Raw genomic sequence first — 13,424 nt, 5'->3', positions numbered from 1 at the left:
ACGCTTCTCGCTGACCTTGCTGGACCGATAAGGCGTGAGAAAGGAAAGCTGCGCCCGTGAATCACATCTTGAAGAAATACTGTCCGCGCATCGAGTTCGATTCGTACGAGGACTTTTACAAGAACTTTCAGATCGACGTGCCCGAGGCGTTCAACTTCGGTTTCGACGTAGTGGACGAATGGGCGCGCGTGGAGCCGGGCAAGCAGGCGCTCGTGTGGTGCGACGATCATGGCGATGAACGCGAGTTCACGTTCTCGGATCTGGCGCGCTTGTCGAACCGTGCCGCTCACGGCTTTGCACGGCTAGGCATCGGCAAGGGCGACGTGGTCATGATGATTCTGCGCCGCCGCTGGGAGTACTGGGTGTGCGCCGTGGCGCTGTGCAAGCTGGGCGCCACCATCATTCCGGCGTCGTTGCAGCTAACGAAGAAGGATATCGTGTACCGCGCGGCCAGCGCCCAGGTGAAGGCCGTCGTGTGCGTGAACGACGAGTACGTATGCGGGCAGATGGAAGAGGCGCTGCCCGAGTCGCCGTCTATCGAAAATCGTATCATCGTGGCTGGTCAGCGTGACGGTTGGACCACGTTCGACCAGCTGATCGAGGGCGAGTCCGACGAGTTCGAGCGTCCTGTAGGCGAAGCCGGCGTCACCAGCAAGGACATCATGCTCATCTACTTCACGTCGGGCACTACCGGCATGGCGAAGGCCGTGTGCCACAACTTCGCGCATCCGCTGGGCCACATCATCACCGCGAAGTACTGGCAGCAGGTGGAGGAGAACGCGCTGCACATGAGCGTGACCGACAGCGGCTGGGCGAAGTTCGGCTGGGGCAAGATCTACGGGCAGTGGATTGCCGGCGCCACCGTGTTCGCCTACGACATGGACAAGTTCGTGCCGGAAAAGCTGCTGCAGAAGATTCAAGACCATAAGCTGGCCACGTTCTGCGCGCCGCCCACCATGTACCGTTTCATGCTGCAGGAAGACGTGAGCGCCTACGACCTGTCCAGCGTGCACACGTTCGCCACGGCAGGGGAGCCGCTCAACGCCGAGGTGACGCTTGCGTGGGAGCGGCTGACGGGCAAGAAGATCCGCGAGGGCTTCGGCCAGACGGAGGGTCCGGTGCTGCTGGCGACGTTCCCGTGGATCGATCCGCGCCCCGGTTCCATGGGCAAGCCGTCCCCGCTTTTGAACGTCAAGCTGCTCGATGACGACGGCGTGGAGGTTCCCGATGGCGAAGAGGGCGCGATCTGCGTCACGGGCCTGAAGGAAGCGTACCCGCCGGGCCTGTTCGTAGGCTACTATCAGGACGAAGAGCGTACGCGCGAAGCTGTGGGCGGCGCGTACTACAACCTGCACGACATGGCGTGGCGCGACTCGGACGGGTACTGCTTCTTCGTCGGTCGCAACGACGATGTCATCAAGTGCTCGGGGTACCGTATCGGTCCCTTTGAGGTGGAAAGCGCGCTCATCGAGCATCCGGCGGTGGTCGAATGCGCCGTGACGGCTGCGCCCGATCCGATCCGCGGCAAGGTGGTCAAGGCCACGATCGTGCTGGCTCGCGGCTACGAGCCCTCCGACGAGCTGGTGAAGGAGCTGCAGAACCACGTGAAGCATGTAACTGCTCCGTACAAGTACCCGCGCATCGTGGAGTTCGTCGACGAGCTTCCCAAGACCATCGGCGGCAAGATCAAGCGCAAGCTGATCCGCAACAACGACGGCATCGAGGACTAGCGGCGATCGGGCCGGTCTCGTTTCCCGGCCCGAACGGCTTCAACGGCGCTCTCGGAAAGATTGTCGCCCGAAACGTACGGTTTTCGCTTGGAAACCGTACGTTTCGGGCGACAATCGTTTCTACCACAAGCCGGCTGCGTATACGAGGATGCCCAGCATGATGACCGCGAGCGCGATCGCTTTGGGACGGCTGACCCGCTCCTTGAAGATGAAGACGCCGAACACGGTGACGTAGAGGTAGCTGGTCGCCTCGAGCACCGGCGCCATGGACAGCGGGATACCGCGAAACGACACCACCAGCATGAACGTGGACGCCAACATGAGCACGTATCCGCCGATTACCAGCGGGTTGAGGTATTCCTGCATGAAGCTGCCATGCGGTTTCACCGCTTCTTTCTTGAGCATGACCTGCGCGATGGAGCTGACGAACACGCCGAGCGCGCCGATGGCAATGTAAGGGATCATCTCAGCGAAGGGCATGGTCGACCGCCTCCTTCGCCGGTTCGGGCTGATCCGCGTCGGCTGCGTCGGCGCGTGAGTACAGCACCACGCCCGCCACCACGATGGCGGCTCCGAGAACCTTCAGCACGTTCAACTCTTCTTGGAAGAAAAGAACCCCCCAAACAAGCCCCCAGAACACGGTGATGGCCCTGTTCGAGAACGCGGTGGTGAGCGGCAGACGCTTTATGACCTGCTGCCATCCGATAGCGTACAGGAACAGCACCGCCAACACGGCAGCGTAGAGCAGGTAGAACCGCACGTCGTCGAAAGCGTACGAAGCGGCCATCTTGCCGAACAGATCCGTGAGCGAGTACAGCACGAACAGCAGGTGCAGCGAGACGAACGACTTGAGGTTGACGTGCTTCACGATTGCCGACCCGCAGAAGCGAAGAAGCCGCACGCAGCTTCGATGACGTGCGCACGGTCCTCTTCGGAAAGCGCGTAGTACAAAGGCAGGCGCACCAGGCGCTCGCTTTCCTTCGTGGTGTAGCGATCTTCTCCGAAGAACCTTCCGAACTTCTTGCCCGCAACGGAGGAATGCAGCGGAACGTAATGGAACACGCAGAGAACTCCCTGTTCCCGCATGTGCGCGATGAACGCGCTGCGCTGCTCAAGATCCCTGCACTTGAGGTAGAACATGTGCGCGTTGTGGGTGCAGTCGGGCGGGATGGTGGGCAGCGAGCAGCGGCCTGCCTCGGCGTACGGGGCAGGCGCCTCGTAGTAGGCGTTCCAGGTGGCCAGGCGGTCGTTGTTGATCTCGTCTGCACGTTCGAGCTGCGCCCATAGATAGGCCGCGTTCAGCTCGCTGGGCAGGTAGCTCGAGCCGTAATCGACCCAGCTGTACTTGTCCACCTGACCGCGGAAGAACCGCGACCGGTCGGTGCCTTTTTCACGCAGGATCTCGGCAGCTTCGTTGTAGGAGGGGTCCTTGGTCAAAAACGCGCCGCCCTCGCCCATCGAGTAGTTCTTCGTCTCATGGAACGAGAAGCAGCCGAAGTCCCCGATGGTGCCCAAGGCCCGTCCTTTGTAGGTGCTCATAACGCCCTGGGCAGCATCTTCGACCACCAGGATGCCGCGGCTGCTCGCGATGTCGTTGATGGCGTCCATGTTGCACGCCACGCCCGCGTAATGCACGACCACGATGGCGCGCGTGCGCTCGGTAATCGCCTGCTCAACCTGTTCCTCGTCGATGTTCATGGTGTCGGGGCGTATGTCCGCGAACACAAGCTTGGCGCCCGCCAGCACAAAGGCGGTCGCGGTGGACGAGAACGTGTAGCTGGGCAGAATCACCTCGTCGCCCGGCTTGATGCGGCACAGAAGCGCCGCCATTTCGAGCGCGGCCGTGCCGCTTGTGGTGAGCAGGGATTTCTGTACGTCGAATCGTTGCTCGACCCACTCGCTGCAGCGCTTCGTGTAAGGGCCGTCTCCGCAGACGTTCCCGCTTTCGATGGCGTCGCGGATGTAGTCGTACGCTTGCGGCACGCGAGGCGGCTCGTTGAAGGTGATCATGAGGATTCCTCGCTTTCAGCGGATGCGTTGTCGAAGGTGGCGGCGCTTGGGGCGCCGGGTCCTGAAGGTCGCCAGGAAGCTTCGCCGACGTCCGCGAAGCTTCCGTCGGCTTTGCGCGCGTAAACGTGCGGGGCGAAGCGGATGAAGAACCCGGGCGTGAACGACATCGAATAGGCGCCCGCGTACTTGATGTCGATCAAGTCGCCTTCTGCGAGTTCCACCTCGTTTTCCAGAACGCACAGCCGATCGCTCTCCATGCAGGTATAGCCGCAGAGCACTTGGCGCGCCAGGCGGCGCGGGGCGGCTTCGGGATCGTGCCGGACGATTTCGTAGGCGTAGGAGGTCTTTTTCATCTCGTGATCGATATTGATGCGAGACAAATCGCATGTCACGAATCGATCGTAGGTGGTGTCCTTCGCGTCCAGAACGCGTCCAACGTAGCGTCCGGGGGTGCAGATCACGGCCCCGCCCGGCTCCACCACCAGTCGCGTGCGCTCGGGGTCGAACGTGACGGACAACTCGGCGGCGATGGCCTGGGCGTAAGCGTCGTAGGCTCCACGGTTCTTTTCGCCTCCGCCGAAGAAGCCTCCGCCGATGTCGACGAATTCCAGGTCAAGGTCGAGTTCGCGGGCGATGGCGGCCGCATGGCGCGCAAGGACGCGGTACGCTTCGACCGTGCGGCTGCGCGTGGTCACGTGCATGTGCAGCCCTGCGATACGCACGTTCGACCCGATCTCGCGGACGGCCTGCACGGCGCGCGCCAGCTCGCCGTTCTCGTAGCAATAGCCGAAGCGACCGCCCGCAGCTCCCGTGACGGTTTGCCCGGGGCAGTGCGACTCGAGGTCGATGCTCGCACGCAGTCCGACGGAAAGCACGCGATCGGTCGTGCGCGCGATCTCCGCAAGCCAGCGCAACTCGCGCGCCGAGTCCAGGTTGACCAGGCTTCCCTGCTCAAGCGCAGATTCGAAGCGCGCCCGTCCCTTGATGGGCCCGTTGAAGACGATGCGCTGCGGTTCGAATCCGCATGCGAGCGCCAACTCGTACTCCTCGTCCGAGACGGCTTCCGCCATGCAGCCGCACGTACGCGCCATGTGAAGAATCCAGGGCAAAGGGTTGGTCTTGATCGAGTAGGCAACCTCGGAGTCGGGGCTCCAATGCGCATGCAACGCGCGGGCGAAGTCGTGGAAGTTGTCCGCCAGCTCCGTTTCGTCGAACACGAAGCAGGGCGTTTCCAGCTGGAAGAGGGATTCGTTCATCGAGAGGCTCCTTCGCCGATTTGGCTCTCGGACGAGACGTTGCAGCGAGTCCTGATCAGAAACTGGGGGTTCTTGTTGGTCGTCATGAACAGGCGGCCGACGTATTCCCCGATCACGCCCATGAACAGCATGATGACGCCCGAGCACACCAGGATGGTCACCATGACCGAGGCCCAGCCCATCGGCATCGTGGGGTTGTGCAAGCGCTCGAAGAACAGCCAGATCGCGCCCACGAGGCCCGCACCGCCCATGAGCAGGCCCAGCACCGAAGCGATGCGCAGCGGCGTTACCGAGAAGTTCAAGATGGTCGACCACAGTCGCAGCAGGCTTTTCAGGGTGTATCCCGACTGGCCTTCCGCACGGTCGTAATGCTCCACTTCCACGTTCACTATGCGGTCGGTCGTGCGGAATATGAGCCCCTGCACGTACACCGAGGCGCTTGAGTACTCGACCATGACGTCGCTCACGCAGCGGCGCATGATCAAGAAGTTGCTGTCGGTAACGCCTTTCGGGCATCCAGCCAGCACGCGGATGGTGAACATGGCGAAGCGCGAGCCCAGCCTGCGGTACCAGTTCTCCCGATGCTGGCGAAAAGCGGCGAACACCACGTCGACGCCGTCTTCCAGGCCCGCGATGAGCGCGAGGCATTGCGACGGGTGCGTCTGCATGTCGTCGTCCATGAGCATGACCGCGTCTCCGCTCGCTTCGCGCAAGCCCGCCATGATGGCGTTGTGCTGCCCGAAGTTGCGCATGAGGTCGATGCCCTTCACGCGTTCGTCCTCGGCGCACAGCTTCGAGATCTCCTGGAACGTGCCGTCTTTCGATCCGTCGTTGACCAGGATGAACTCGTAATCATAGCCGGCATCGACCAGTTCGGTGCGGGTCATGCGCACCACGTCGCCGATCATGCGCTCCGAATAGTAGCAGGGGATGACAACGGATATGTTCATGAGACAGGCTGCTCCTTCGCAGTCGTTTCGCTCGCTTGGGATGCGCGGCAGGCGCTGGGAAGCCGGTTGGGCACGGCGAGGTCCTTGCCGTCGGGGTCGGCGATGGAGAAGCTTTCGAACATCCGCGCGCTTGCGGTGTCCAGCTCGTCGTACGACTTCGCCGCAAGGAACGCGCGCGCGGCATAGGGCTGCCCGCCGCGCGCGTTCTTGACCGTTTGCCCTTCGGCGTAGTACAAAAGGGCTTCCTGCACGCAGGGGCCTTGCAGCGCGGCTTGCGCGGCCTCAAGGCTTGCCACGATGCCGTCGCGTGCGTGGAAGTACAGCCCGCAGCTGCGATTCGGCATGCACCGCGCGTCGTGGGCTTCGAGGCGGCGTGCAAGGGCGTCATGGTCGAGCGCCGTGTCAAGCAGCAGATCCTCCACGGACAGGCCGGACGCGTATTCCAGCAGCTCGTGCTCGTAGCCGAACACGCGGCCCGTCACCTCGCATACGTGTATGCCCGAGTCGGGGGACCAGAAGAACTGCATGCATAAAGGGCCGTGCTCGATCCCTGCGAACTCGACGATGCGCTGTGCGTACGCGAGCGCATCGGACAGAACCTCGTCGGTGAAGCGGCTTGGGTACACGATCCTGCTGACATGGGGAAGATCCTCGAACGTGCACGCGGTCTTTTCGCGGTCGGCTACGGAAACGGGGAACACGCGCCCGTGCGACGCCCAGGTGATCATGTTGAACTCGTGCCCGTCGTCGTACTCTTCGAGGACCACGCTGTTCGCGCGCCTCGATTCCTCCGCAACCGAGGCAGCCGATTCGATCGCTTCGGCTGCGGTGCGAACGACGCGGACGCCGTACGAGCCGTAGGCATCGACCGGCTTGATGACGCAGGGGAAGCGCAGGGACTCGCACGCCCGTTCGACCTGATCGAGCGGCGCGACGCAGCTGTTCGGGTAGGGCACGCCCAACTGGTCGAACATGTTCTTCATGAGCTGCTTGTTCCTGAGGAATTCCAACTTGTCCAGCGAACAGGGGGCGGGAAGGCCCGCCGCATGCGCAACGCGGCAGCCCTCTTCGAACAGCACGTCGGAAAACGAGGTGATCAGCGCGTCGACATCTTCGTCATGGCAGAGGTTGGCCAAGGCTTCGGTGTCCGTGACGGGAATCGTGAACGAGGCATCCGCGAACGCGCGGGCAGGGCCGTGCTCGTAGCCGTCGGCCACGAGCACGCGGCATCCGCGTTCCTTGGCGCGTTGCACCAGAAGTGCGAACTCGTCCATCGAACCGAGTATCAAAAGGGTTTTCCGCTGGTCGTGCATGGGGTTACCTCGAATTCCGTTCGTGCTCTTCTTGTCGCTGCCCGCTTGACTGCGCGTCCGCGCGCGTCGATGCCGATGCGGTCGCCTGCGCGCCCCGTACGCGGCTGCGCAGGATGCGACGCACGAGCGCCAACCCAACAAGCGCGGCCAAGCCGACTCCCGACAGGATCATGCCTTCGCGCAGGCCCGGGGTCAGGTAGCGCAGCTCGATCTCGTGATGGCCCGCTTCAAGTTCCAAGGCCATGAACGCGGTGTTAGCCCGCTTGATTTCGGCGGGCTTTCCGTCCACCGTAGCGGTCCATCCCTTCGAGTACGGCACGCTCAAAAAGAGGGCTTTGGGCTTGCTTGCATCGATCGAAGCCGTGATCTCGTTCGTTCCGAACTTCAAATCTTCTACCGGGTCGGCCTTCAGCGCATCGATGCGGTTCGACATGTTTTTCACAGGCTGGCAAACCACCGACATATTCGTGAAGCGATAGTCTCCCTTGAGGTCGAAGTGCAGCGTGATGGATGTTTGGGGCTCTTTTGAATACCCCATGTTGACCAGCCATTCGTCCTTGCCGCCGTACAGATGGGAGGCGTTCGTGTAGTTGTCGATCTGGCGCATGCCGGGTGCTTTGTCGGAGCCGAGCCCAATGTTGTAGCGCCGAGGTTCGGTCCAGTTCATGTCCTTTTGAAGTAGCAGCGCTTTGCGGAACCAGGCAAGGTTGTCGAACTCTCCTCTGCGTTTGGATTCCTCAACGGGCGATACGCCTTTGAAGTGCAGTCCGTCGATGTAGAAGTACGTCTCGCTGTTGGCGAGGCCTTCGAAGCTCAAGGTCAGCGTTGCTCCCGGTTTCAAAACGCGTATCACGCCGTCTTCCACCGAAAGGCCGTTGCTTGCCGACACGACGGAGGGCACCGTGCGGGATTCCTGCTTTCTGTCGGTTGCGGGGAGCGACGACTCGTCAAGGACCACGCCCTGCAGCAGCGCTTCCTGCCGCTGAGCGGGGGAGAGGGAAAGGTACTCGCTGCGGGGAACGTACGAGTCGTAGGCGAAGGCCAACGGCAAGACGTTGGATCCTTCGTGCACCTGGTACGGGATGTCGCGCACGACGCCCGTTGCCACGATCTTGTTCGGATCGTCGTACAGGTGCACCAGGGGGAATCCAGCTTCGGTGCTCAGGTAGTACTTCACGCCCATGAGCGACTCCAGGATTGCGCGCCCTCCCAGATCGTTGTACGAGAAGTTGATGTTGGTCCTGTTCAGCGCAAGCTCGGTGTGAAAGTCGTCGATGGCGCTGTTGTACGAGCTGTTGTAGAAATCGAAGCCTTTGAGACCCAGCACCAAGCTGTCGTTGCGCGTGCGCTCAAGGGCCGACGAGCTTCCGTCGTAGCGCCATATCCCGGGTGCTTGCAGGTCTGAGACCAGGTGGTTGGGGGAGTCGGACGTGATGCGGGGGTAGGCGTAGCCCAACGGCGACGAGAGCTTGCCCACGCCGCCTTCGTCGGGAGATACGAAATAGAAGGCGTTCACGGTCAAGCCCGCCGTCAGACAGCAAACGACGGCTATCCGCCGCGTCTTGGCCGCCATGTCCCGCTGCGCCACGACGAACAGGGTGGCCGCCAAGACGATACCGGCGGCCAGCATAGCCTCGGTGCGCATGGGTGCCACGACGAAGACGATGGTCCCGTAGATGATCGATGCGATGATTAGCACCTTTACGGATCGTTTGTCAAGATGGAGCATGCTCGGAAGCATGCGGGCCACAATAAAGCAAACCACCAGGGCGTAAGCCCATACCCAGCGGTTGGTGGCGTAGTTCATCCCGTTGAGGAAGCTTCCGACGGCAGGGATCATAAGCATGATCGTGCCTGCGACGAACGCGATCTTGAGCGAGGTGTTCTGCCTGCGCTTCGAAAAGAGCAAGGCGCAGGAGAGAAAGGCCAATCCGCCGAACCCGATGTAGCAGTCGCTTCCAACGCCCGCCATGCTCAGGAACCCGGATGCGAGCGAGGTGTAGTAGTGATGCGAATAGAACAGCGGGACGGTGACCGAGTTGTCGGTGAATCGTTCAAGCCCGAACAGACCGACAAGCGAAGGCACCAGCGCGAAGCAGGCGATCAAGACGCCGATGGCCAGGAAGCCGAAAAAGCGCAGGGTCCAGCCAAGGAAACGCACCGCGTTGACGCTTTTCTGCGTTTGGAAGACGCGTACCGCGCAGTAGGGGAGCAGCAGCAGGCACGCCATGTACGAGAAATAATAGGATATGATGAAGAATGCGGCGACTGCCGCGATGAACGTATAGGGACGTTCTTTCGCGAGCACCTTTTCCACGCCGAGCAGCAGCAAGGGGAACAAGACGAGCGGCCATGCTCCGGCCGGCCAGTAGGCAACCGCCATCGCGGTGCCGCATAACGCGTACAGCAAGGCGCCTATTAAAGTGGGGAATCGCCCGATCTTGAAGCGCAGGGCAAGAAGCGAGAACGCAGCTCCGGCCAGGTACAGGCGAAACACCACGAGGAATTGGAAGAGGTATTCCGAATAGCGTTCCGGACACAGGCCGGAAAGCAGGTTGAGCGGGTCGAAGAACGTGTCGAGCGTGGAGGGGACGTCCATGCCGTAGCCCAATTCGTGCACCCAAAGCGGAATCTGAAGCCCCTGCCCGGAAAGCAGGTTGCCGACGATTTCCCGCAGCCACTGGCCTTCGTACACGAAGAAGGGGTAGTACTGCTCGATGCCGTCGATGTTCCAGATCAGGGCGCGCCCATTGGACGGGTAGACGAACAGCGTAATGAATGCGACAACGATGAAAGCTGCCGTGTAGCAGCCGAAGTAGACGCGTCGCTTGCGGGACGGGTTGTTTCCCTCCCAGGCCCGAACGGCCTGCTTTTTTCGTTCGATGTTGCTTCCGAGGCTCGAAGCAGTCTGATCAGTGCTGGTAAAAGACGCCAAAACCACTCGCTTCTGATAGGGGCGGTATTCTTGCATACGTTCATATAGTTTACCGCATTATTCTTAAAAGAAGAGGCTTGCATACAGGCCCGTTTTTGTTTCGTAATATTGACCGAAAGAAAACGAATTGAAGGCAATCGGCGGGCGACCGAGCGAGAAATACCTGTTCAAACGTGTTTTCGTTGATATTCCAGATCGGTGCGCGCTCGTTGGACGGCTGTGCGGACAATGTGATGAGCACGACGATCGCGACGGTCGTCCGAACGCGCGCGGTTCCCGCTTTCGCAGCGGTTCCGTCTTTTTGGCGCGCGGTTCGTTTCAAGAACTTAGCCGCGAGCTAATGTTTTTGCCGAGGCGTTTCCCTAGCATATGCGACGTCTGTTCAATGGAGGCTTCGAAGGCCTTATGAGGAAAGGAATCGTATGCGTGAATATCGAAACTCCGACTATCCGGACGGCATGGGGCGGATGCGGATCCACGCCATGCCTCTTCCCTTGTCCGCCATGGCGGTGACGGGGTTTGTCTTGGGCATTGTCGCGCTCGTGCTGTCCGCTGTTCCCTTTGTCAACAACTTCGCGTTTCTCCTCGTGCTGCTCGGCCTGCCGTTCTCCATCGTCGGATTGGTGGCTGCTGGCCGCAAGAAAAAAAGAGGGAAGGCTTTGGCGATAGCCGGCATCGTGCTGTGCTCGTTGTCTCTTGTCGTTGTCATCGTGTCGCAGAGCGCTTACAGCGCCGCTGTTGAAGAGGCGTTTTCCGGGTCGAGCGTGGCGGCCGTTTCGGATGCGCCCCCGTCGCAGAACGCTCAGGGGGATGCAAGCCCTGCGGACGCGGTCGACTACAGCTCCCTGGCCATCGGTTCGGCGGCCGAGCTGCGCAACGGGCTGACGGTACGCGTTGATTCCGTGCAAACCGGCCTGGTCAACTACGATGGCTCTCCCGTGACCGGCGTTACGGTGACTTATGCCAACAACGGATCGCGCGAAGCATCGTTCAATCCGTTCGACTGGAAAGGCCAGGATGGAAGCGGCGCGCAGCGCACGACGACGTATTATTCAAATGGCGAGAATGCCCTGAACAGCGGAACGCTTGCAGCGGGGGGAACCGTCTCGGGCAACGTCTACTTCGACGGCGATATCGCGAAAGTCCTCTACTATTCGTCGGTTTTCAGTTCGAGCTCGCAGGTGGCGTGGAACGTCTCGTAGCAAAGGCCGTCGTGTTGCAGGAGTGCGGGCTGGGCGCTGGTACAATGGAGGCGAAAAAAAAGCGAAAGAGAAGGAAACGCCGCGTGAAGGAGCCTTTAACGGAAGAATTGCTCGAAGAGCTTCTCGAGGCTCCCGATCCGATACGGTTCGCCGAAGAGAACCGCATCACCAAGCGCAGCCTCTCCGATTATCTGGAGCAGCTTCTCGATGAAAAAGGCCTTGAGCGGGCGCGCGTCGTGCGAGAGGCGGGTTTGAACGAGACGTTCGGCTACCAGATATTCATGGGCCAGCGGGGCGCGTCGCGCAACAAAGTGCTGCAGCTCGCCTTCGCCATGCGCTTGACGCTTCGCGAAGCGAACAGATTGCTGCAAGCTGCCGGGTCGAACGGGCTTTACTGCAAGAATCGGCGTGACGCGATAGTCATATTCTGTCTTGAGCGCGGATACGGTCTCCAGAAAACCGACGAAGAACTGTATCGCTTCGGTGAAGAGACCGTTTGCTGATGGGGCGCCGTCCGTGACGTTTTGCTTCCGACTCTTCGAGATCTGATACCATGGGTTCTGCTATGCATGACGAATTGGCCGAACATCTGAACGCGCTCGAGCGAGACGAGTGCTACCGCGTCGATGCGGTTCTGAAGAACGCTGCTCATGAAGTAACCGAGCGGGTTTTCTTCGTCGGCGCGAACGGCTCCGAGCTCGGCCCGTTTGTCAGGAAGAGGATCGATCGCGCGTCTGGCTTGGGCGCTGCTTACCGCAACGTGCATGATGCGCAGAAGCTGGGTCGTCGTTTCCGCTATCTTCCGCGAATCCTCGAATGTTGCGAGGCGGGCGGCGAGTTCGTCGTGATCATGGAGCACGTGGGCAAAGAGACGCTTTCGGACGTCGTGTACCGCTGCGATCCTTCCGTTGCGCTTGCTTGCGATGTGTTTCCGCGGTTGTGCGATGCGGTTGCGGAGCTGCACGAAGCGTTCGATCCTCCCATCATCCACCGTGATCTCAAGCCTTCGAACATCATGCTCTCTCAAGATAGCCTGACTATCATCGATTTCGGCATTGCGAGGTCGTTTAAAGAAGGGGCCGAGGAGGACACGTGTCGTTTCGGGACGAAGGCTTACGCTCCTCCCGAGCAATTTGGATTCGGGCAAACCGATGTGCGCAGCGACGTTTACGCTCTGGGCATGCTTTTGTATTTCTGCCTGACCGAGAGGACCCCCGATGCCCGGGTGCGCAAGGTGGGTTTTCGATCGCCTGCGGTCCCCGAGCCGTTTCGACGGGTGATCGAACGTGCTGCGTCGTTCGATCCCGAGGATCGCTATGCCGACGTAGCCGCTCTCAAGCGATCGTTTGCGGACGCGCTGCTGGAATTCGGCGAAGAGGGGCGGCCCCTGCCGTCTTCGGCCGCGGTTTGCTCGGTGGCGGAGCCTTCGGGCAACGAAGATCTTGCTCCTTCGGGTGCGAAGGGCGTCGGCGTTGTGCGCATCGGTCGGATCTTGTCGAAAATCCCGCTATGGGTCGGTGTTGCGTGGGACGTGGCGTTGGTTCTCTTGTTCGCGGCATCGAGCGTCATGTGCATATCGTTGACCGTCGATGCTTCGTCGGGTTCGGCTCAATATGCAGCAGCGCCTTTGTGGCTCCGTGCGATTTCTTACGGAAGCTTGGACGTGCTCATCATGGCGCCGATCTTGTTCTCTCTGAGCGACCGGCGCCCTCTGAGGGCGGCGTTCCCTTCTCTCGGACGCATGACGATCGAGCGGGATATGGCCGTGTCCCTTGTTTTGGTGGCTGTCGGTTTGATCGTTTTCTTTTGGACGGGGTCGCAGTTTCCGTCTGTCGACAGCATGCGCTGACCGATTTCCTCGTTTCGATGAACGTCGTCGGCGGCAAGGCGGAGCTGTTCGAGCGCGTTGTCTGAATGGCGGAGATGCGTGCGAATCGAACACACCCGAGACGTTCTGCGCGCCTCACAACGGCTTTGAAGGCCGCGGGGCCCACCAGGACCCATCCATCTCCGCATGAAAGATGCGCC

11 protein-coding genes and 1 tRNA gene are annotated in these 13,424 nt (G+C 61.0%); 4 read left to right on the top strand and 8 right to left on the bottom strand.

Annotated features, from left to right (window positions below; all coding sequences use genetic code 11):
- Window positions 1–56: 56 nt before the first annotated feature.
- Window positions 57–1,730, top strand: coding sequence for an AMP-binding protein (locus DMP08_RS02025; RefSeq protein WP_123191331.1), 1,674 nt, complete (start codon window positions 57–59; stop codon window positions 1,728–1,730).
- Window positions 1,731–1,850: 120 nt separating this feature from the next.
- On the opposite strand, the gene DMP08_RS02020 is transcribed toward DMP08_RS02025, so the two are convergent.
- From DMP08_RS02020 to DMP08_RS01985, 7 genes are read right to left on the bottom strand one after another with little or no spacing between them, the layout of a single operon-like run.
- Window positions 1,851–2,210: a multidrug ABC transporter gene (locus DMP08_RS02020; protein WP_225749241.1), complete on the bottom strand. Its 360-nt coding sequence runs from the start codon at window positions 2,208–2,210 to the stop codon at window positions 1,851–1,853.
- On the bottom strand, window positions 2,197–2,598 hold the full coding sequence (locus DMP08_RS02015; protein ID WP_244596744.1) for an EamA family transporter: 402 nt from the start codon (window positions 2,596–2,598) through the stop codon (window positions 2,197–2,199). The genes DMP08_RS02020 and DMP08_RS02015 overlap by 14 nt, the downstream gene beginning before the upstream one ends.
- Complete coding sequence (rffA, locus tag DMP08_RS02010) at window positions 2,595–3,740, bottom strand: dTDP-4-amino-4,6-dideoxygalactose transaminase (protein ID WP_123191330.1); 1,146 nt, start codon at window positions 3,738–3,740, stop codon at window positions 2,595–2,597. Before rffA ends, DMP08_RS02015 begins: the two co-directional genes overlap by 4 nt.
- The gene (locus DMP08_RS02000; RefSeq protein ID WP_161555401.1) at window positions 3,737–4,996 is read right to left on the bottom strand and encodes a type III PLP-dependent enzyme domain-containing protein; all 1,260 of its coding nucleotides are present in this window, start codon (window positions 4,994–4,996) and stop codon (window positions 3,737–3,739) included. The genes rffA and DMP08_RS02000 overlap by 4 nt, the downstream gene beginning before the upstream one ends.
- Entirely contained in the window at window positions 4,993–5,946 is a 954-nt protein-coding gene (locus tag DMP08_RS01995; RefSeq protein ID WP_123191329.1) for a glycosyltransferase family 2 protein, read from the bottom strand. The genes DMP08_RS02000 and DMP08_RS01995 overlap by 4 nt, the downstream gene beginning before the upstream one ends.
- Window positions 5,943–7,259 (bottom strand): ATP-grasp domain-containing protein, encoded by a 1,317-nt coding sequence (locus DMP08_RS01990; RefSeq protein ID WP_123191328.1) that lies wholly within the window; start codon window positions 7,257–7,259, stop codon window positions 5,943–5,945. The genes DMP08_RS01995 and DMP08_RS01990 overlap by 4 nt, the downstream gene beginning before the upstream one ends.
- Window positions 7,260–7,263: 4 nt before the next feature.
- Window positions 7,264–10,194, bottom strand: coding sequence for a YfhO family protein (locus DMP08_RS01985; RefSeq protein WP_161555400.1), 2,931 nt, complete (start codon window positions 10,192–10,194; stop codon window positions 7,264–7,266).
- 422 nt (window positions 10,195–10,616) lie between these two features.
- Here DMP08_RS01985 and DMP08_RS01980 point away from each other — a divergent pair, with 422 nt between their 5' ends.
- The 3 genes from DMP08_RS01980 to DMP08_RS01970 all read left to right on the top strand — a co-directional run bounded on the left by DMP08_RS01980 (window position 10,617) and on the right by DMP08_RS01970 (window position 13,245).
- A complete protein-coding gene (locus DMP08_RS01980; RefSeq protein ID WP_123191326.1) occupies window positions 10,617–11,396 on the top strand; it encodes a DUF4190 domain-containing protein in 780 nt (259 codons plus the stop codon).
- Between the two features lie 83 nt (window positions 11,397–11,479).
- Window positions 11,480–11,899, top strand: coding sequence for an XRE family transcriptional regulator (locus tag DMP08_RS01975; protein ID WP_123191325.1), 420 nt, complete (start codon window positions 11,480–11,482; stop codon window positions 11,897–11,899).
- Window positions 11,900–11,961: 62 nt separating this feature from the next.
- Entirely contained in the window at window positions 11,962–13,245 is a 1,284-nt protein-coding gene (locus DMP08_RS01970; protein WP_161555399.1) for a serine/threonine protein kinase, read from the top strand.
- 66 nt (window positions 13,246–13,311) lie between these two features.
- Here the strand turns inward: DMP08_RS01970 and DMP08_RS12395 are convergent.
- Window positions 13,312–13,408, bottom strand: a tRNA-Sec gene (locus DMP08_RS12395).
- Between the last annotated feature and the right edge of the window lie 16 nt (window positions 13,409–13,424).

The sequence above is a fragment of the Paraeggerthella hongkongensis genome (assembly GCF_003726035.1).
GTDB classification, from domain to species: domain Bacteria; phylum Actinomycetota; class Coriobacteriia; order Coriobacteriales; family Eggerthellaceae; genus Paraeggerthella; species Paraeggerthella hongkongensis.
The sequence above is the reverse complement of the archived record's forward strand: the minus strand, read 5'-3'. Positions and strand labels throughout refer to the sequence as shown.